This window comes from Bowmanella denitrificans (genome assembly GCF_039522935.1).
Taxonomy (GTDB): Bacteria; Pseudomonadota; Gammaproteobacteria; order Enterobacterales; family Alteromonadaceae; genus Bowmanella; species Bowmanella denitrificans.
This window is the reverse complement of sequence record NZ_BAAAEI010000006.1, coordinates 335,093-354,788: the sequence shown is the minus strand read 5'-3', so window position 1 is coordinate 354,788 and position 19,696 is coordinate 335,093. Positions and strand designations below refer to the sequence as shown.

The following is a 19,696-nucleotide window of genomic DNA, read 5'->3' as shown; positions in this document are numbered from 1 at the left end:
AACTGGATGTTGTTGAACCTGAGTTGTCAGGGGCGGCATCCGAATAGTGATTTTTGTATGAGGTTCGCATGCCACTACCTAAAGCTCAGGTCGATTTACCCAGCCCGCCAGCCAGTTTGCTTGGACGTTGTGTGTATATTAAACGCGGCCCCTATCAGGGACGCAAAGCCAAAGTATTGCGCCAGGTTAACCCTGACAGTTATCAGATTGGGGGAGAAGATCTGGGGGAACATCTGATTATGGTTAAGCGGGATCAAATCATTGCCGGGCGGCGCAGTAACAGGAAAAAACGCGCTAAATAGCCATTGATCCCAAACCGCTAATCTAGCGTAGTATTAGGGGTATGTAATCAACGAGGTTAAACCATGCCCCGAATTGGCGTAAGCGCATGTGTGATGGGTGACAAAGTCAGGTATGACGGTGGTCATAAGCAAAGTACCTTTGTAACCCGTCAGCTACATTCTCATGTCATCTATCAACCAATTTGCCCCGAAGTCGGCATTGGTCTGCCAGTACCAAGGCCGACTATACATTTGCGCGAGATGGCGGATGGCCTGCATCTTACCGATTCCCGCAATGGCATGCTTGATCATACCGAGGCACTGCAATCTTTTTTTACTCAGCAATTACCTAAGCTGGAAAAATTGGATGGCTATATTCTGGCGGCCAAAAGCCCCAGTTGTGGTATGGAACGCATTAAAGTCTACGATGAGAATGGCCAGTTATTGCACCGCCAGGGGCAGGGTCTGTTCGTGCAGCTACTGCACAAGCATTTTCCGCATCTGCCCATGGAAGAGGATGGGCGACTGAATGACGCAGGTTTAAGGGAAAGCTTCATCACCCGGGTATTTGTGTATCAGGAATTTCGCGATAAGGTGATGAACAATCCCAGTGTGCATGGACTGGTGACCTTTCACAGTCGGCATAAACTATTGGTGATGGCCTATAATCCGCAGCTTTATCAAGCATTAGGCAGATTAGTGGCCAAGGCAAAAGGCGCTGAGCAGACAACGGCAGAAGCCTACCTGGCGCTGATTATGAAAGCCTTGTCCAAACCAACCAACCGGCGCAAACATACCAATGTACTGATGCATATGCAGGGATACTTTAAACGTCATCTCAAACCGGCTGACAAGCGGGAACTCACTGAGCAAATTGAACACTTCAGGTTAGGCCAACTGCCGTTGATGGCACCCATTACCTTGCTTAAGCATCATTTACGTCACTTTCCTAACGACTATTTAGCGCAGCAATCGTATTTTTCTCCCTATCCGCAGGAATTGGGATTGAGGGCCTGATTTTTGAGTGCATTAGTATGGTTTCGCAGTGATCTACGCGGCGTCTGGCATAGTCCGTTAACTTACGCAGTGGCTAATCACCAGACAGTGACGGCGGTATTTTTTATCACGCCACAGCAGTGGCAACACTACGGTTTGGCACCCATAAAGCTTGACCTGTTAGTACGTAGGCTGTTGCAGCTAAAGCAGGAACTGGCCGATAAAGGTGTGTGTCTTAATATCATGCAGGTCGCTGATTTTGCAGCGATCCCTGAAAAATTAAAGGCCATATGCACCGAGCAGCGTATAACACATCTGTATCTCAATGCTGAATATGAACTGGATGAACGGCGCCGTGACCAGAAAGTCAAAGCCTTACTGGCTGAGCAGGGGATTGTTACCGGCATTTTTCATGACACCTGCATGGTGCGGCCCGATCAACAGTTGAATAAAGAAGGTAAACCCTACAAGGTTTTTACCCCTTATTTTAATCAATGGCTGGCACACTTAAGAAACGATCTGCCGCACAGCCAGCCCTGGCAAGCTGTGCAGCTTACCCTCTCGTTGCCCGAAGCACTTCTTGACTCAGACAACAGTATCCAGCGCTATATGCAAAATGCGGATGAGATGGGATGGCCCGCTGCATCAAGTGCACTTGATGAAAAAATAGATGATTTTCTGACCGACGCTGTCAGCAGGTATGCGCAAAGCCGGGATTTCCCCGCACAGCATGGCAGTAGTGGCTTGTCGCCCTATTTAAGTATCGGTGCGGTGGCACCAAGGCAACTGGCGCATAGCATGCTGATTCGGTTTGGCGAGGCCATGCTGGATGGTTCGGGGGGCGCACATGTATGGTTGCGTGAACTGGCCTGGCGTGATTTTTACCGCTATGTGATGTTTCATTTTCCCCATCTGTGCATGCATCGCTGCTTTATCGAAAAGTATGATGCCTTCAATTGGTGTGATGACCGGAATTTATTTGACGCCTGGTGTCAGGGGCAAACCGGTTACCCCATAGTGGATGCGGCCATGCGCTGCTTAAATGCCACAGGTTGGATGCACAACAGGTTACGTATGATTGTGGCAAGCTTTCTATGTAAACATCTGCTGCTGCCATGGCGCTGGGGTGAGGAGTATTTTATGTCGAGGTTAATCGACGGAGATTTTGCCTCAAATAACGGTGGGTGGCAGTGGAGTGCTTCAGTGGGCACTGATGCAGCCCCTTATTTCAGGATCTTTAATCCCACTACCCAGGGACAACGCTATGATCCGGACGGCGAGTTTCTGCTGCAGTGGTTGCCAGAACTCAAGACGGTACCTAAGAAACATCTGCATGAGCCACAGAAATGGCAAGCTGCATCGTCTCTCAACTATCCACCCCCCATAGTGGAGCACAAACAAGCGGTAAGCAGCACAAAGGAAAGGTTCGGACAATTTTTAGATATGCACAAAAAAGCGACCTGATGGTCGCTTTTTTAAACCTTGGCTTTGGCCAATTAACGTGGTTCGCGGCACAAATGGTCTTTGGCCGCCAGTTGCTCTGCCCAATAGGCCTTAACGTTAAAAGAGGATTGTTTGGCCTTGGCTTTGGTTGCTGCAGGCTTTTTGGCGGCGGGCTTGGCTGTGGAAGTGGCCTTTTTCTCGGTCTTGGCTGCCGGGGCTGCCTTGGCACTACCTAATTCGCCGATCATTTCTTCCAGTTGTGCCAGGCGCAGGTTCTTACCACCATCAACGGAGTACCACCCACCTTTGGCCTCAATTACCGGAGCCTTGCCATGGGCGGCCTGGTAGGCTTCAGTGAATTTGGCGATAATCTCGTCTTTATCCAACTTACTCATACTCGGGGACTCTCCCAATACATTAAACTTAGTGCTTTTGGGCACTTAAAACAGCAGAATGCATTGTTATACCTTCTTTGCTATTTAATGTCTAATTTTCAACCCTTTTGTTACAAAAACAGGCGATTCATGACTATCAGCAGACAACAGCTCATCGATTATCTTGACCAATTGCTCAGCCCGGCGCGAATTAAGGATTACTGCCCGAATGGATTGCAGGTTGAGGGTTGCGAAAAGATAACCCGGGTGGTCACTGGTGTAACGGCCAGTCAGGCCCTGCTGGATGCCGCCGTTGAAGATAATGCCGATGCGATTATTGTGCATCATGGCTACTTCTGGCGCGGTGAAGATGCCACCATTCGTGGTATGCGGAAGCAGCGTCTGGCAACCTTACTAAAAGCCGATATCAACCTGCTTGCCTATCATCTGCCATTGGATATTCATCCTGAACTGGGCAACAACGCGCAGCTTGCACAATTACTGGAGATTCAGGTGGAAGGTGCTTTAGAGATAAATAATCCTCAGTCTGTAGCGATGCGGGGCCGTTTTGCACAAGCGTTGGATGCACAAACATTAGCCAGCCGGATTGAAGAGAGGCTGGGCCGAAAACCCCTGGTAGAAGCCAGCAACAAGCCCATTAACACCGTGGCCTGGTGTACTGGTGGCGGACAGAGCTTTATTGATATGGCAGCAGAGCAGGGCATCGACGCATTTATCACCGGTGAGGTGTCTGAGCAGACCATTCATGTGGCACGGGAATGTGGAATCGCCTTTTTTGCTGCCGGTCACCACGCCACGGAGCGATATGGTGCCAAAGCGTTGGGAGAGCACCTGGCGGCTGAATTGGGTTTGCAGGTGCGCTTTATTGATATAGCCAATCCGGCCTGAGGTAAGACGGATGCATAAACAGTACAGCCAGGATCAAAGTTTTGATCGCATCGCCGAAAAGTTTGAGAAAAATATCTACGGCACCACCAAAGGTCGGCTGCGCCATGAATTGCTAGAGCATTATCTGCACCAACATTTGCCAAAAACACCGGTGCGGGTGCTGGACGCCGGTGGCGGTACCGGGGTCATGACCCAGACTCTGGCAGAGCTAGGCCATCAGGTAACACTGAATGACGTGTCAGAAGATGCCCTGGCTATTGCCAGGCAAAAGCTGGCCAATTACCCGCAGGTTTCCTACCACTGCGGGCCATTGCAGAAGCTGACAGAACAGGGCGAGTTTGAGTTAGTGCTTTGTCATGCGGTTCTGGAATGGCTGAGTCGTCCTTTGGATGCATTGGATTCGCTGTTGCAAAATCTGGCTCCGGGCGGCCAATTGTCTCTGAGCTTTTTTAACCGTGACGCGCACGTATTCAGTAATCTGATTTATGGTAACTTTGACTATATTGATAAGGATTTTGTTGTACCTAACCGGGTGCGCCTGAATCCCAATAATGCGGTGTGCCCCAGCCAGGTGCTGGACTTCCTGCAAGCCAGCGGCTTGCAGGTGGTGCACAAAGCCGGGATTCGTTGTTTCCACGACTATGTACGGGATAAAAGCATTCAAACCAGTCACTATGAGCAGATTAAAGCCAAAGAACTGGAGTACGGCACCCGTCATCCGTATTTATGGCTTGGCCGCTACTTCCATTTAATTGCCATCAAGCCAGGCGGGTAAGTTCGTCACTTTTACCTTGCCCGGCCAAGCGCAAATTGTTCAGTGTCACCGCCGCAATCTGACACAGGGCTTCCTGAGTAAAAAAGCCCTGATGACCAGTGATCAGCACATTGGGAAAGGTGCACAAGCGCTGGAACACATCGTCCTGAATAATCTGATTAGACAGATCTTCAAAGAACAAATCCCCCTCCATTTCATACACGTCCAGGCCCAGAAAACCAATTTTCTGGCTTTTCAGCGCCTGGATCACCGCCTGCGTGTCCACCAAGGCGCCTCTGGATGTGTTGATCAGCATTACGCCGTTTTTCATTTTGGCCAGCCGCTTTGCATCAATCAGGTGGCGGGTATCCGGGGTCAGCGGACAATGCAGGCTGATAATATCTGCTCGCTCACATAATTCATCCATTGAAGTATATTGCCCGCCGAGCTGTATAACTTCCGCACTGGGGTAAGGATCGTGGCATAGCAACTGGCAGCCAAACCCATGAAACAGTCTGGCAGTAGCTATACCTATACGCCCTGTGCCGATCAGGCCAATCGTTTTGCCATGCAGGTTAAAGCCTAGTAGGCCGTCCAAAGAGAAATTGCCTTCTTTGATACGGTTATAGGCCTTGTGTAACTTACGGTTAAGGGTAAGGACCAGGGCCAGGGTATGCTCTGCTACTGCTTCCGGGGAATAGGCCGGAACTCTGGAAACTCCAATTCCCAGCGCCTTAGCGCTGTCCAAATCGACATTATTAAAACCTGCGCAGCGCAGGGCAATATGCCGTACACCTTGTGCATGCAGGGCGCTCAGAACCGCTTTGTCCAACTGATCATTAACAAACACACAGACCGCGTCAAAGCCCTGCGCCAGACTGACGGTTTGCTTATTCAACCGGGATTCGATAAAGGTTAGTGATATGTCGCCTCTGGCCTGGTTTAAGTACTGTTCGTCATAGGCCTTGGCACTAAACACGGCAACTTGCATAAAATCTCCTTATTTATTCACTTTGATAGCAGCGCTTGAATATCAGCCCGCATGGCGTCTGGTTTAGTGGTACTGGCGTAGCGTTTTACTACCTTGCCCTGCTTATCCACCAGAAACTTAGTGAAATTCCACTTAATACTTTTACTACCTAAGATCCCCGGAGCCTGGTCTTTTAAATATTGATACAGCGGAGCGGCATGCTGACCATTGACCTCCACTTTAGCAAACAGGGGAAAACTGACATTAAACTTCAGGTCACAGAATTGTTGAATATCCGTATTAGAGCCTGGCTCCTGCTGTCCAAACTGGTTGCATGGAAACGCCAGGATCTCAAAACCCTCAGGTCCAAGTTGCTGGTACAGGTGTTGTAATCCGGCATATTGCGGGGTGAATCCACATTGGCTGGCAGTATTAACGATAAGTAGCACCTTACCGCGATAATCGGACAGCGTTTGGGTTTGGCCGTTGCTTAGTTGCATGTCAAAATCATGCACTGACGTTGTCATGAGTTCTCCTGAGGATAATGTGCCATGGGCCTGAGCTATGTCAGCATAAATTATCAGTTTCGCCAAGCAACAAAAGGGCTGTTTTCATGAAGGTGAGTTTTATCGGATTGGGGGTGATGGGCTATCCCATGGCCGGACATTTGCAAAAGGCAGGTTTCGATGTCTGTGTATACAACCGAACCCGGCAAAAAGCCGGGGAATGGGTAAAGCAATATCAGGGCACCCTGGCCGACACCCCTAAACAAGCTGCTTCTGATGCGCAACTGGTGTTTGTTTGTGTGGGGAATGACGATGATCTGCGCAGCGTGGTGCTGGGTGAACATGGTGCGTTGGCTGGCATGCAGGCTAATACAGTATTGGTAGATCACACCACCGCATCAGCCAGCGTGGCGCGCGAACTGGAAGCTCTATGTGCCGAAAAGCAGGTGGGCTTTTTAGATGCACCAGTATCTGGCGGGCAGGCCGGTGCTGAAAATGGTCAGTTAACTATTATGGTCGGGGGCAAGCAAGCGGCCTACCAAAAAGCCGAGCCGGTGATGCAAAGCTATGCGCGTTTTTGTCGGTTGCTGGGCGATTGCGGAACCGGACAACTGGCGAAAATGATGAACCAAATCTGTATCGCTGGTGTGGTCCAAGGACTGGCAGAAGCCATGAATTTTGGGCAGCAGGCCGGACTGGATTGTGAGGCCGTGGTTGAGGTGATCAGCAAAGGTGCCGCGCAGTCCTGGCAAATGGAAAACCGCCATAAGACCATGCTGGCAGGTGAATACGATTTTGGTTTTGCTGTGGATTGGATGCGTAAGGACTTAGGCATTGCCCTACAACAAGGCCGGGAGCTTGGCGTGACCTTGCCGGTTACCGCGCTGGTTGATCAGTTCTATGCCGACGTGCAGGCCATGGGCGGTAATCGCTGGGATACATCCAGTTTATTGGCCAGGTTAAAACGCTAATCGTTATTTGGGCTCAAAATGCCATTGGTGCTCAAAATAATGCACCCGACCGCGTGAATAATCGCGGTCGGCCTTCCAGGTGCGGTTATTCAGTTTGACGATAACCCCTGCGTGCAGCTTTTTGCTGGCGGACATACCAATAATATTTTGATATTGCTCTTTTGCCTTGCGCAATTCTTCCACTTTCTTGGTGACCCAAGCCAGTAACTGCTCTTCACTTTTATACAGTTTTACCGCCATATTGACTTTCCTGGCGAGATCACTGGGCAAGCGCTTCTTTTTTATTATCTCCATCCGGCCTTTATGACGATAGTAATTGTCTTGTATCTGTTTAAGCATCTCATCCATTACATCGATGCGTTCAACCAGAAAATTAAAACCCTCGCTGTAATCCACAAACAGATTAGAGCCGGAGACCGCGCCAATAGTACCTGCCTGGATTGGCCCCTGACACTGGATTTCGCAGCCAAACAGATTGCCGTTGGGATTATCAATAGGGCCTACCGTAACACTGCCCCGACAGACGATCAGGCTGTGGGCCAACTGTTTACCCACCGTCACATTGCCGTTACAGGTAATATCTAAACCCTGGCCATGTTGCACATGAATACTGCCTTGCGCAGAGAGCTTGGTGCTGTATTCATTTCTGCCATTTTCACTCTGCTTGCCCATCGCACCTTGTGTGATAATGATATCGCCGCCGGCCTGGATAATGGCGGACTCAACAAAGCCGTTAATGGTGACATCACCGGCAGCGGTAATGATCATCTTTTCGGTAACATCCCCGTTGACGATGACTGCGCCGTCATAATTGACATTACCAGTGCCGACGTTTACTCCCTTGCACACAAAGGTTTCATCTACCCACATATCACCCTGGTTAAACTTGGGCATGCCAGCGATTTCAGCCAGCAACAGATTTTCATCGTCTGGGCTGACCACAGTGCCACTGCCAGGCTTTAGGGGTTGCCATTCACCTGGCGTCGGCTGCAAACTCTCGCCCCTGACCGTAAAGCCTGTGCGGCCCTGGCTTGGCGGAGTGCGGCGCAACAACGGCGTACCGGCTTTTACACAGATAACATCGCCCAAATCGCGCATGTCCACTCTGGATACACTGATTTCCTGTGGACGTAAAATGCGTTCAAGGGCATTAGGAACCAGGGGTAACATTCTGGAATTGCGGCCAGGTCGCATGGGTAAACCTTTGGCGACCACTTCTTTTATTTGTGTGCCAGGGGGCTCTATGGCGGCTAACTGTAAGGCTATTTTCAGGCGTTTTCTCGACAGGCCGCGTTTAATATCGGCGTTGCGGGCCATCTTCAATAACTGCGGGTAATTAGGATTGGCACCGCCGCAGGCGCTGGTCAGGCTGAGCTCAGCCAGCATATCAGAATCAAGGAGTTTGAATTTTACTTCGGCATCGCGACGCTCGGCCACCCGCTCATTGATTTCCCGGTGGCTGTTGTTTTCTTTAGCTTTGTGGATATCCTGCTGAATCTTGACCAGGGTATCTTCCAGTACAAACAACTTGCCATGCTCACTGTCTTTAATCAGTTGAATCAACTGCTTGGCGTCGGGACTACTGTCCACTTGTTCGGTGTGAACATTCAGCCTGAGAAATTTGCCACTGTCTTCCAGGACTAGGGTTATACCCTTCATACTTCCACCCTGTTAATGCCATTGCCTTGTTATCGACAACAATAAATTAACATTTACCATATCTTACTGGCGCTGTCTGCTACTGGATGCTAAATGCTCTGCGCATATTGATACAGGGCGCGTAAAATTGCCAGCTTGTTGCTGTCCTGTTGATGTTGTTGCCCTAATTTTTCCAGCTCCTGCAGGTATTCTTCCATATTGATACTGGCTTGTGCTGCGTTATCCAGTAATTTTGTGCGGCGATGCTCCTGCCATTTTTGTACTTCATCGGCACTCAGACTGGCCGGAAAGTTTCTGGCCCGGTAGCGAAACAGCAATGTTTTAAGCCTTGGGTCATCAAACTGCCAGTCCAGCGCGGCCAACTGATCGGCGTTGGCTTGCCTGACCTGATCGCAACGGGCACGATCTGCATCAGATAAAAAGCCCCCGCTATACAGCGCGTAATCTGGATCCTGCGCATCCTGTGGGCTTGAAGTGTCAAACAATTCCTGGAGTTTTTGTACCAGGTTGGGAATAGCGCGAATACGCTCCAGGTTTTGCAGGCACGCGTCACGGTCAATACCCAGGCGTTCGGCGTTTTCCGGGCTCAGGGTTTTAGCCGGTGCCACCACCGGGCACTTGTTTAGGTGAATCAGCTTAATCGGCAGGCGCTGTTCGCCTTCTTCCAGCATTCTCGAGCTTTGATAAAGTTTTTCACGCAGTTGCTCACTGTTCAGCTCGGCCAGAGGGGTTGGGTCGAGTGCCAGATTCAATACCACCACCGCATTGCGATTAACTGGATGCTGACAAACTGGAGCCACCCAAGTGCAGCAACCCTGATGCGCCGGGAGCTTGGAAGAGATATGTACTACCGGGGTCATACGATAGCAGTCTAGCTGTGCCTGGACTTTCTTCTTGTTACGCAAATCAAACAGATAATTATAAAGTTTGGGCTGCTTTTCTTTTACCAGTTTTGCCAGCGCAATAGTCGCATATACATCGGACATGGCATCGTGAGCGGACTCATGGCTGATGCCGTTTGCCTGGGTCAGGTCCTCTAGCCGGAAGCTTGGTGTGCCGTCGTCTTTTTGCGGCCAATTGATACCTTCCGGGCGCAGGGCATAGCAGGCCCGAACCATATCGATAATGTCCCAGCGACTATTACCCTGTTGCCATTCCCGCGTATAGGGATCGTAAAAATTACGGTACAGGCTGTAACGGGTGACTTCGTCGTCAAAGCGAATGCTGTTGTAGCCTGCCACACAAGTGTTCGGCTGACTGAATTCCTGATGGATCCGGGCCATAAACTGGGATTCCGGCAAACCATCGCGCAGTGTGAGCTGCGGTGTAATCCCGGTAATCAGGCAGGCCTGTGGATGGGGCAGGTAATCACTGGGGATCTGACAGTACAGTTTGACTGGCTTGCCTATGGTGTTTAACTCCAGATCCGTGCGTATTCCAGCAAACTGAGCGGGATGATCTTTCTGTGGGTTGGCACCCCAGGTCTCGTAGTCGTGCCAAAAAATAGTCGAACCGGACAAACAATAACCTTCCAATAGCCAGTTGAGTAGATGGCATGAATCTCAGCAGATTATTAGCCGAAACTCAACCGATTAGCCGTTTATACTGGATAGATATCGGCGTATTAATACTAATGAAGGAACGGCTATCCACAACCATTTATTGACTATAAATGGGTGCCTGAAAATTTGAGGGCTTACAAGGTTTAAGTTATTGCCCCTGGCATGGCATTCGTTAAAGACTGCTATTGTAGGGACGGCCGACAAGCCTATCGGAAAAAATTCTGTTAGGCTCGCTGCTCCAACAAACTGTTTGGTCAATATACAATAACGACAGGACACCCTATATGAAGCGCAATCTCGCCATCTTGCTGAGTTTAACCGCCATGACATTATCTACCCAGGCCCAGGCCCAGGCCCAGGACCATTCTCCCATAGCTATTGCCATTCATGGTGGTGCAGGCACCGTCAGTAAAGCCCAATTAACCCCAGAACGTGAACAACAGTACCGGGCGAAGCTGGAAGAGGCGGTGACGGCTGGTTATGCACTCTTGCAAAATGGCGCGTCTAGCCTGGATGCCGTGGTGGCATCTGTGCAGATACTGGAAGACTCACCGCTATTTAATGCCGGCCGGGGAGCGGTGTATACCTATAACGGTGAGCACGAACTGGATGCCTCGATTATGGAAGGGAAAACCCGTGCTGCTGGGGCGGTGGCTGGGGTGAAAACCGTTAAGAGCCCTATTGCTCTGGCTCGGGCGGTGATGGAAAAATCCCATCACGTCATATTAAGTGGTCAGGGGGCAGAAGATTTTGCTGACACTCAGGGGTTGGAGAAAGTGGAAAACAGCTATTTCGACTCCGATGCCAGGCGCCAGCAACTGGACAAAGCCAAAGAAACCCTGAAACAGGATAAGACTGCTTTTTCCCGCCCGGATATGCTGGATTACAAGTTTGGTACGGTGGGTGCGGTGGCATTGGATAAACAAGGCAACCTGGCGGCAGCCACGTCCACCGGCGGCATGACCGCGAAACGCTGGGGAAGAATTGGAGATTCTCCTATCATTGGGGCTGGAACCTTTGCTGACAATCAAAGCTGCGCCGTATCCTCTACCGGTCATGGTGAATATTTTATCCGTTACAATGTGGCTGCAGATATTTGTGCCAGAAGCCAGTATTTGAATATTCCCGCCAAAGTGGCGGCGCAGTCTGTTATCCACAATGTGCTGAAAAATGCCGGCGGCAGCGGTGGCGTTATCCTGGTGGATAATCAGGGCGAAATCAGTATGCCGTTTAACACGCAGGGGATGTACCGGGCCAGTGTGGATGTAAATGGTAAAGTACAGGTCGCTATTTTTGCTGATGAGTCAGCGCAGTAACTACTCTTTCGTTTGGCGTTACCGACAGGCTGAATAACAACGGCCTGTCGGTTTCATCAATTTTTTAGCCCGCCACTGTGAATAACCCGATTTGTGGGTCTACTCTTAACTTATACCAACTTATTTCAGCGACTTAGCTGGGTTGGCTTTGCTGCGTGATAGTCGTTCAGTTGGCGGCTACTTTACCAGTTGCTAGGCACTGTGCTTCAAAACAAAAGGGGAGGCTTTATGGAGTCCTTGCAAGTCAGTGATTATATGAATCGTCGGCCAGTGACCTTTGCCCCGCATATGACGGTGGCAGAGGCGGTGGAAAGGTTGTTGCACAGTCGCCAAACAGGTGGCCCTGTGGTGGATGCAGAGCGCCGGCTGGTGGGTTTTCTGTCTGAGCAGGATTGTCTGGCCAGAATGCTTGAATCGAGTTTTTATCGTGAACAAGTCGCCAGGGTGTCAGACATTATGCGCCAAGAAGTATTGTCTATTAAGCCTTATATGTCGATTATCGAACTTGCACAAAAAATGCTGGGTGAAAAGCCCAAGGTTTACCCGGTGGTGGATGATGACGGGCTTCTGATGGGAGCCATTACCCGCGCCGATGTGTTGCATGCCATAGATATACAACTGCAGGCTGGTTATAAACGGGCGGTGTAGCAGGAATTACACGACTGACCTGCATAAGGTCTGGAAATCTATGCGTCCTTCTTCTAGGATCTGCGCCCACTGTTGCACGTGCGGATCCCTTTACCTTTGTCTATTGCCAATCTAAAAGCGCTAATTAATCAATCCATGCAAGTGGACAGGCATCGATTCTGGCGACGCCTGCAGAAACTGTCTTCTGAACCTCAGGCGTTAGCGGCACTCACCGATGAGGTGTTGCAATCGGTACAACGTAGTCAGTTGCGCAAAGAGGGTGTGCCGAAAATTGATTATCCTGATCTGCCGGTCAGTGAGCACCGGGATGAGATTGCCAAAGCCATTGCCGAACATCAGGTGGTTATTGTGGCTGGTGAAACCGGCTCTGGGAAAACCACTCAATTACCAAAAATTTGTCTGGAACTGGGCCGGGGTGTACGCGGCCTGATCGGACATACCCAGCCCAGACGGCTGGCGGCTCGCAGTGTGGCGAACCGTATTGCAGAGGAACTGCAAAGCCAAATGGGGCAGGCGGTTGGCTATAAAGTGCGGTTTACCGATCAGGTGAGTGAGCAGACCTACGTTAAACTGATGACCGACGGTATTCTGCTGGCCGAGATCCAGCAGGACAGGTTTTTAAATCAGTATGACACCATCATTATTGACGAGGCCCACGAGCGAAGCCTGAATATTGATTTTATTCTGGGCTATCTGAAACAACTGTTGCCGCGGCGCCCCGATCTTAAACTGATTATTACCAGTGCCACTATCGATCCGGAACGTTTTTCCCGTCACTTTAATCATGCCCCGGTAATACAGGTCAGCGGTCGCACCTACCCGGTAGAAGTGCGCTACCGACCGCTGGATGAGGGTGAGGAAGATCGCGATCAAATTCAGGGTATATTGGATGCCGTAAACGAATTGGGCCGGGAAAGCAGCGGCGATATATTGGTATTCTTAAGTGGTGAACGGGAAATTCGTGATACCGCAGACGCATTGCAAAAAGCTCAGTTACGCGCCACTGAAATCTTGCCGTTGTATGCCAGATTGTCGGCGGCTGAGCAGAATCGTATTTTTGCGCCCCATGGCGGCAGACGTATTGTGCTGGCCACCAATGTGGCAGAAACCTCACTGACGGTGCCAGGAATTAAGTATGTCATTGACCCTGGCTTTGCCCGTTTGTCTCGATACAGTGCCCGCAGTAAAGTGCAGCGGCTGCCCATTGAAGCCATATCTCAGGCTTCAGCGAACCAGCGTGCCGGGCGCTGTGGCCGGGTTAGTGAAGGGATTTGCATTCGACTATACAGCGAGCAGGACTATCTGGGCCGTCCTGAATTTACCGATCCTGAGATTCTGCGCACCAACCTGGCTTCAGTAATTCTGCAAATGTTGGCGTTGGGCCTTGGCAATATCGACGCCTTTCCCTTTGTTCAGGCGCCGGATTCACGCAATGTGAATGACGGTTTCAGGCTGTTACAGGAACTGGGAGCCATTCAGGATGCCAAGGGTGAGCAACGGGCCAGACTGACGGAATTGGGGCGACAGATAGCCAGGCTGCCGGTAGATCCCCGTTACGCCCGCATGCTGGTGGAGGCGGCAAGCTTAGGGGCGTTACAGGAAGTGATGGTGATTGCCGCCGCCCTGAGTATTCAGGATCCCAGGGAACGCCCTCAGGATAAACGTCAAGCTGCCGATCAGGCGCACAGCGTGTTTCACAACAAAGAGTCGGATTTTCTTTCCTACTACCAACTGTGGCAGGCATTTCGCCAGCAGCAAAAAGCGCTTACCAACAATCAATTGCGCAAATGGTGTCGCGAACATTTTCTGAATTATCTGCGCATGCGGGAATGGCAGGATATTGTCAGTCAGCTTAAGCAGGCGATTGTCGACCTGGGCTTTCGCCTTAACAGTCAGGCGGCTGAATATGAACCTATCCATCAGGCTATCGCCAGTGGACTGCTTTCGCATATCGGCTTTAAAGATAAGGAGCGGGAATATCTGGGGGCCAGAAGCAGCCGTTTTATGATTTTTCCTGGCTCTGGTGTGGCTAAGGCGGCGCCTAAGTGGGTAATGGCTGCCGAGCTGGTTGAAACGTCACGTTTGTTTGCCCGCGATGTGGCTAAAATTGATCCTGCCTGGCTGGAGTCACTGTCCGGTCATTTGGCCAAATCCCATTATAGTGAACCTTACTGGTCGAAGAAGCAGGGCGCGGTGATGGCGTCATTGCGTATCAGTTTATTTGGCCTGGACATTGTGCGGGACAGGCGGGTGATTTACAGCAAGATTGACCCTGCTGCCTGCCGCGAGCTTTTTATTCGCGAAGCTCTGGTTAATCTGGATACCAAACTGGATTACGCCTTTCTTAAGCATAATCAGGCGCTGGTGGAACAAATCGAAGAATTGGAAGCCAAGTCCCGTCGCCGCGACATATTGGTGGATGAAGAAGATCTAGTCGCTTTTTATCAGCGTTTACTGCCAGCGGCTATCTGCACCGAAGCACAGTTACGTAAATGGTGGGGCAAACAGCAGGATAAAACACTGCTGAATTTTGATATTGAGCAGTTAATGCGCCAGGACGCCAGCCATGTCAGCGAGCTGGATTACCCGGCCAATTGGCATCAGGGTAACCTTAGCCTGGCCCTTGATTACCACTTTGAGCCAAAAGATATTGATGATGGTGTCAGCGTGCTAATCCCTCTGCCGTTATTGAATCAAGTCCAACCAACAGGGTTTGACTGGTTGGTACCTGGTCTTCGTGAAGAGCTGGTGGTGAGCCTGATCAAATCCTTGCCTAAGCGCCTGAGACGCAATTTTGTGCCGGCCCCTGATTATGCCAGGGCTTGTGTGGCCGATTTAAGCCAGAATGAGCAGCCTTTTCTGCAGGCCTTATCAAACAAGCTACGCAAGATGACCGGGGTCGAGGTGGATGAAGAAGAATGGCAACTGCAGGAACTGCCGAATCACCTTCGCATCAATTTTAAGGTACTGGACCCAGATGGAAAGTTGATTGCACAAGGGCGGGATTTGCCGGAATTGCAGGCAAAACTGCAGGGTAAGCTGAGCAAAACATTGCAAAAAGCGGCCACCCCGGAAGTGGAACAGCAGGACCTGACCAACTGGTCCTTTGGCACATTAAGTGAAGTGTTTGTCAATAAGCAAGCCAGTTTTCAGGTTAAGGCTTACCCGGCGCTGGTGGACAATAAACAAAGTGTGGCGATTAAACTCTTTGATCAGCCGCATGTGGCGAATGACGCGCACAGAAGCGGATTAAGGCGGTTGTTGCTATTAAACTTGCCATCGCCGATCAAGTACCTGCAGGATAAGTTACCCAACAAGGCCAAACTGGGTTTGTATTTTAACCCATTCGGGCAGATTAAGGCGCTGATTGACGACTGCATCAGTGCTGCCATTGACCAGTTGATGGGGAATAATCCTGAGCAAATCCGGGAGCCGCAGCAATTTGAGCAGTTGCATGAAATTATACGCGGGGAACTGAACGACACTGTGCTGGCCATTGCCATCAAAGTGGAGAAAGGCCTGACTCTGGCGCATGAAATACATAAGAAGCTCAAGGGCAATGTGCCCCTGAATATGATCAACGCTGTGGGGGATATCAAAGCGAATCTGGATGCATTGGTGTATGCTGGCTTTGTTACCGACATAGGCACTGCCAGGCTGGATGACTGGAACCGCTATTTGCAAGCTATTGCTAAACGTCTGGAGAAATTGCCGGTAGATCCCAGTCGTGACCGACAGCAGCAGCTTATCGTGAGCAGGGTGGAGGAGCAATGGCAGGCTAAGTTGAACAAGCTCCCCAAGGGGCAACCAGCGAGCCAGGGGCTGCTTGAAGTGAAATGGATGATCCAGGAATTGCGGGTATCACTGTTTGCTCAACAATTGGGTACTGCGTATCCAATATCGGAAAAACGCATCCTCAATCATTTGGATCAGCTATAGTTTTGTCAGCCGAGATTGACAAGGCTCAAACGGCACAATATAAAGAATTGAGTTAATTGATAACCTGAGGGGATGGTGATGCTGGGCTACGACGATAAGCGCGATTTCTTTCGTATGATGGTCAATACCGCCTGCGAATTAAAACTGACGGACGATGAGTCCAGTCGTTCTTTATCTGCGATTTGCAAGGATCTCAGTGCAACAGGTATGTCGTTCGAGGTGGAAGAGTCCATTGAGCCCGGCACTATGGTGCAGGCGTTACTGGAATCAAGTAACAGCCAGATCCCCTCCCTGAATGCCAAAGCCAGAGTGGTGCGCTGTACCGCCAGTTCTGACAGCAGCTATATGGTGGGTGTAGAGATTATTGAGATGAGCTGATAAGGGGCGGTTTAAACACCCCTTCGCGGTCAGATAACCCGGCAAACCAGGCCTTTTAGGTAGAATCCTTCGGGATAGGTGCTGGCAACCGGGTGGTCGGCGGCCTGTCCCAGCCTCTCCAGAAATTGTACCTGTCGGCCCGCGTCCAGCGCGGCATCTGCCACCACCTTATGGAACAAGTCCGTAGGCATCAGGCCTGAACAGGAAAATGTGCAAAGGATACCGCCCGGTCGGATAATCTGCATAGCATGCATATTGATGTCCTTGTAGCCACGACAGGCCCGATTCAGGCTGGCTTTGCTGTCAACAAACTTGGGGGGATCCAGAATAATCTGGTCAAACTGCTTTCCCTGTTGTACGTAATCCCGCAGCGCCTGAAATACATCGACCTGAATAAAGTCGCATTTGGCTAGATCCAGGTCGTTGATTTGGACATTGCGCCGGGCCAGGGCCAGGGCCGGTTCAGAGACATCCAGATTGGTGACATGTCTGGCTCCGGCGGCTAGCGCATAGCTGCCGAAAGTTCCGGTATAACTAAAGCAGTTCAGTACGTCCTTATCTTTGGCATAGCGTCCTGCAATGGCGCGGTTGTCACGTTGATCCAGATAAAAACCGGTTTTGTGTCCGGTAAAGGGATTGACCAGAATCTTGACGCCATTTTCTTCAATCACGACTTCCTCTGGTACCTCACCGGACAGCACCTGAACCAGCGGCTCCAGTCCTTCTTTGTTTCTGACCGCCACATCAGAGCGCTCCAATATGGCGTCTTCGGGAAAACACTTTTGTAATGCCCAGACAATCTTGTCCCGATGTTTATCAGCACCTGCGCTAAGGAGTTGGCACACCAGCACATTGTCGTACTTATCTATGGTAACGCCGGGCAGACCGTCTGACTCGGCGGCAATCAGACGAAATCCGCTGAGTCCCTGACGGTTGATCAGTTCCTGACGCCCCTGCAGGGCAGTTTGAATGCGGCGCAGAAAAAATGCGTTATCAATGACTTCATGCTGATCAAAAGTCCAGACCCTGGCCTGGATCTGAGACTGTGGTGACCAGGCTGCGCGCGCCAGCCACTTGCCATCATGGTTGAGCACATCAACGGTATCGCCTGGACGCATGCGACCTCTTTGTGACTTGATAGCACTGGCGAAAATCCAGGGGTGGCGTCTGAGCAGGGATTTGTCCCGCTCCGGATGCAAAATTAAGGTGGATGACATAGCATAATCCATAAATTCAACGGCGGCGGGTTACCGCCAATTTTGCCGGCATTGTACAGAAGGAATCCGCACTTGGCGAAGCTATGCATAAGAATACAAGTTGAGGGCAAAGTTCAGGGGGTATTTTTTCGTAAAAATACCCAGAAGCGGGCGCTTGAACTGGGACTGACGGGTTTTGCTAGGAATCTACCCGACGGTTCTGTGGAAGTGCTGGCTTGTGGCGAACATAAAGCCGTTATGTCTCTATGTGATTTTGTGCAAGGTGGGCCTCCCGGCAGTGAGGTAACCCACACAAATCAAACTGAGGTGGCGTGCCAATCTGTGACAGGATTTGAGGTTCTATGATGCTGCAGATTACGCACGAGACTCCGGAGCACACCTTGTGTATTGAATCGGCGGAGATACCACAGATAGCCCCCCATCAGGTGCTGGTTAAAGTGCATGCCTTTGGCCTTAACCGGGCCGATACCCTGCAGCGACAAGGCAAATATCCACCTCCCAAGGGAGAAAGCCTGGTATTAGGCCTGGAAATCTCAGGCGAGGTGGTTAAATCGGGCAGTGCGACAAGTAGATGGCAACCTGGTGATAAAGTCTTTGGTTTGGTGGCAGGTGGTGGCTATGCCCAATATGTGGCAGTGCATGCCGAACATTTGATGGCTGTGCCAGCGACAATGGATATGTATCAGGCTGCCGGCTGTGCTGAGGTGTTTTTGACTGCCTACCAGGCTCTGTTCACATTAGGCCGATTAAAGGCCGGAGAAAAGGTACTGATTCATGCCGGCGCCAGTGGCGTGGGCAGTGCCGCCATTCAGCTTGCCAGCCATGCTGGCGCCAGGGTGGCTGTCACTGCATCCGATGAAATAAAGCTTAGTTTTTGCCAGGCACTGGGCGCGGAGCTGTTAGTCAATTACCGCACTGAAGTGTTTACTGATACTGTAAAGGCAAGCTGGCAAGGCGTGGATCTGATTGTCGATGTCGTGGCTGGCGATTACCTCAATGCCAATGTTAGGTGTCTTAATATGGATGGGCGTATCGTGCAGCTTGCCCTGCTGGGGGGACGCTACACGGAAAGGTTCGATATGGCGATGATGCTGGCGAAACGAGCGAGCTTGATGGCATCAACGCTGCGTAATCGCAGCGATGCTTATAAGTCAGAGTTAATCCAGAGCTTCTGGAGCACGTTTTCAGATGCTTTGGCAACAGGGCAGCTTAAAGTCTGCGTAGACACTGTGTATGCCGCTCGTGAGCTCAATACTGCCCACCAACGACTGGAGCAGAATCTGAATATGGGAAAACTCATCGGCTACTGGGACTGAAACCCCTTGTCTTCCAGCAGCTTTTTGCCTTGCGCGGCATGACGGGCCAGTTCATCACAGCGTTCATTTTCGGGGTGACCGGCATGGCCTTTAACCCAATGCCATTGGATCTTGTGCTTGCTGGCCTGTTCATCCAGCGCCTGCCACAGGTCGACATTTTTGACCGGTTTCTTGTCAGCGGTACGCCAGCCGTTTTTTTTCCAGTTTTTTATCCATTGCGTGATGCCCTGACGCAGATATTGGCTATCTGTGGTCAGTTCTACCTCACACCGCTCTTTAAGAATGCGCAGGGCAGCAACCGCGGCCAGCATTTCCATTCTGTTGTTGGTCGTGAGCTGGTAACCGGCACTGAGCTCTTTTAAATGGCTGCCATAGCGCATAACCGCGCCATAGCCGCCCGGGCCTGGGTTACCCAGGCATGAACCGTCGGTAAAAATCTGTACTTTCTTCATGTTCG

At 50.8% G+C, this 19,696-nt stretch carries 19 protein-coding genes; 12 read left to right on the top strand and 7 right to left on the bottom strand.

All coding sequences use genetic code 11. The features are described 5' to 3' along the window. Positions 1-68: 68 nt before the first annotated feature. From ABD028_RS04575 to phrB, 3 genes are all read left to right on the top strand, one after another. Positions 69-302, top strand: coding sequence for a DUF3912 family protein (locus ABD028_RS04575; protein WP_343842305.1), 234 nt, complete (start codon positions 69-71; stop codon positions 300-302). A gap of 63 nt (positions 303-365) precedes the next feature. Continuing rightward, on the top strand, positions 366-1,298 hold the full coding sequence (locus tag ABD028_RS04570) for a YbgA family protein (RefSeq protein WP_343842302.1): 933 nt from the start codon (positions 366-368) through the stop codon (positions 1,296-1,298). 3 nt (positions 1,299-1,301) lie between these two features. Beyond that, positions 1,302-2,741 carry a deoxyribodipyrimidine photo-lyase gene (gene phrB / locus ABD028_RS04565; RefSeq protein ID WP_343842299.1) on the top strand — a complete coding sequence of 480 codons (1,440 nt, stop codon included), beginning with the start codon at positions 1,302-1,304 and terminating at the stop codon, positions 2,739-2,741. Between the two features lie 32 nt (positions 2,742-2,773). Here phrB and ABD028_RS04560 read toward each other — a convergent pair whose 3' ends face one another. Further along, positions 2,774-3,115, bottom strand: a complete 342-nt coding sequence (locus ABD028_RS04560) for a hypothetical protein (RefSeq protein WP_343842296.1) — start codon at positions 3,113-3,115, stop codon at positions 2,774-2,776. A gap of 129 nt (positions 3,116-3,244) precedes the next feature. Here ABD028_RS04560 and ABD028_RS04555 point away from each other — a divergent pair, with 129 nt between their 5' ends. After that, a complete protein-coding gene (locus ABD028_RS04555) occupies positions 3,245-4,003 on the top strand; it encodes a Nif3-like dinuclear metal center hexameric protein (protein ID WP_343842294.1) in 759 nt (252 codons plus the stop codon). Positions 4,004-4,013: 10 nt separating this feature from the next. Next, positions 4,014-4,778, top strand: a complete 765-nt coding sequence (locus ABD028_RS04550; RefSeq protein ID WP_343842292.1) for a methyltransferase domain-containing protein — start codon at positions 4,014-4,016, stop codon at positions 4,776-4,778. On the opposite strand, the gene ABD028_RS04545 is transcribed toward ABD028_RS04550, so the two are convergent. Together ABD028_RS04545 and ABD028_RS04540 are read right to left on the bottom strand one after the other, a co-directional pair. Continuing rightward, positions 4,762-5,748 carry a 2-hydroxyacid dehydrogenase gene (locus tag ABD028_RS04545; RefSeq protein WP_343842289.1) on the bottom strand — a complete coding sequence of 329 codons (987 nt, stop codon included), beginning with the start codon at positions 5,746-5,748 and terminating at the stop codon, positions 4,762-4,764. The genes ABD028_RS04550 and ABD028_RS04545 overlap by 17 nt on opposite strands. A gap of 17 nt (positions 5,749-5,765) precedes the next feature. After that, entirely contained in the window at positions 5,766-6,254 is a 489-nt protein-coding gene (locus tag ABD028_RS04540) for a glutathione peroxidase (RefSeq protein WP_343842287.1), read from the bottom strand. A gap of 86 nt (positions 6,255-6,340) precedes the next feature. Between ABD028_RS04540 and ABD028_RS04535 the strand changes: the two genes are divergently transcribed. Further along, the gene (locus tag ABD028_RS04535) at positions 6,341-7,204 is read left to right on the top strand and encodes an NAD(P)-dependent oxidoreductase (RefSeq protein WP_245921619.1); all 864 of its coding nucleotides are present in this window, start codon (positions 6,341-6,343) and stop codon (positions 7,202-7,204) included. 3 nt (positions 7,205-7,207) lie between these two features. Here the strand turns inward: ABD028_RS04535 and ABD028_RS04530 are convergent, their stop codons facing one another. Beyond that, the gene (locus ABD028_RS04530; protein WP_343842281.1) at positions 7,208-8,863 is read right to left on the bottom strand and encodes a flagellar assembly protein A; all 1,656 of its coding nucleotides are present in this window, start codon (positions 8,861-8,863) and stop codon (positions 7,208-7,210) included. Between the two features lie 89 nt (positions 8,864-8,952). Continuing rightward, the gene (gene sbcB, locus ABD028_RS04525; RefSeq protein WP_343842279.1) at positions 8,953-10,383 is read right to left on the bottom strand and encodes an exodeoxyribonuclease I; all 1,431 of its coding nucleotides are present in this window, start codon (positions 10,381-10,383) and stop codon (positions 8,953-8,955) included. 326 nt (positions 10,384-10,709) lie between these two features. Here sbcB and ABD028_RS04520 point away from each other — a divergent pair, with 326 nt between their 5' ends. The 4 genes from ABD028_RS04520 to ABD028_RS04505 all read left to right on the top strand — a co-directional run bounded on the left by ABD028_RS04520 (position 10,710) and on the right by ABD028_RS04505 (position 16,706). Then, positions 10,710-11,741, top strand: a complete 1,032-nt coding sequence (locus ABD028_RS04520) for an isoaspartyl peptidase/L-asparaginase family protein (protein WP_425542057.1) — start codon at positions 10,710-10,712, stop codon at positions 11,739-11,741. 228 nt (positions 11,742-11,969) lie between these two features. Next, positions 11,970-12,389 (top strand): CBS domain-containing protein, encoded by a 420-nt coding sequence (locus tag ABD028_RS04515; protein ID WP_102796910.1) that lies wholly within the window; start codon positions 11,970-11,972, stop codon positions 12,387-12,389. Positions 12,390-12,467: 78 nt separating this feature from the next. Next, positions 12,468-16,328, top strand: a complete 3,861-nt coding sequence (gene hrpA, locus ABD028_RS04510; protein ID WP_425542082.1) for an ATP-dependent RNA helicase HrpA — start codon at positions 12,468-12,470, stop codon at positions 16,326-16,328. 78 nt (positions 16,329-16,406) lie between these two features. After that, entirely contained in the window at positions 16,407-16,706 is a 300-nt protein-coding gene (locus ABD028_RS04505; protein ID WP_102796908.1) for a PilZ domain-containing protein, read from the top strand. A gap of 29 nt (positions 16,707-16,735) precedes the next feature. On the opposite strand, the gene ABD028_RS04500 is transcribed toward ABD028_RS04505, so the two are convergent. Then, the gene (locus ABD028_RS04500) at positions 16,736-17,923 is read right to left on the bottom strand and encodes a class I SAM-dependent rRNA methyltransferase (RefSeq protein WP_343842276.1); all 1,188 of its coding nucleotides are present in this window, start codon (positions 17,921-17,923) and stop codon (positions 16,736-16,738) included. A 42-nt stretch (positions 17,924-17,965) separates the two neighbouring features. Between ABD028_RS04500 and ABD028_RS04495 the strand changes: the two genes are divergently transcribed. Both ABD028_RS04495 and ABD028_RS04490 read left to right on the top strand, forming a co-directional pair. Next, positions 17,966-18,268: an acylphosphatase gene (locus ABD028_RS04495; RefSeq protein ID WP_343842274.1), complete on the top strand. Its 303-nt coding sequence runs from the start codon at positions 17,966-17,968 to the stop codon at positions 18,266-18,268. Next, on the top strand, positions 18,265-19,239 hold the full coding sequence (locus ABD028_RS04490; protein WP_343842271.1) for an NAD(P)H-quinone oxidoreductase: 975 nt from the start codon (positions 18,265-18,267) through the stop codon (positions 19,237-19,239). The genes ABD028_RS04495 and ABD028_RS04490 overlap by 4 nt, the downstream gene beginning before the upstream one ends. On the opposite strand, the gene rnhA is transcribed toward ABD028_RS04490, so the two are convergent. Beyond that, positions 19,227-19,691 (bottom strand): ribonuclease HI, encoded by a 465-nt coding sequence (gene rnhA / locus ABD028_RS04485; RefSeq protein WP_343842268.1) that lies wholly within the window; start codon positions 19,689-19,691, stop codon positions 19,227-19,229. The genes ABD028_RS04490 and rnhA overlap by 13 nt on opposite strands. Between the last annotated feature and the right edge of the window lie 5 nt (positions 19,692-19,696).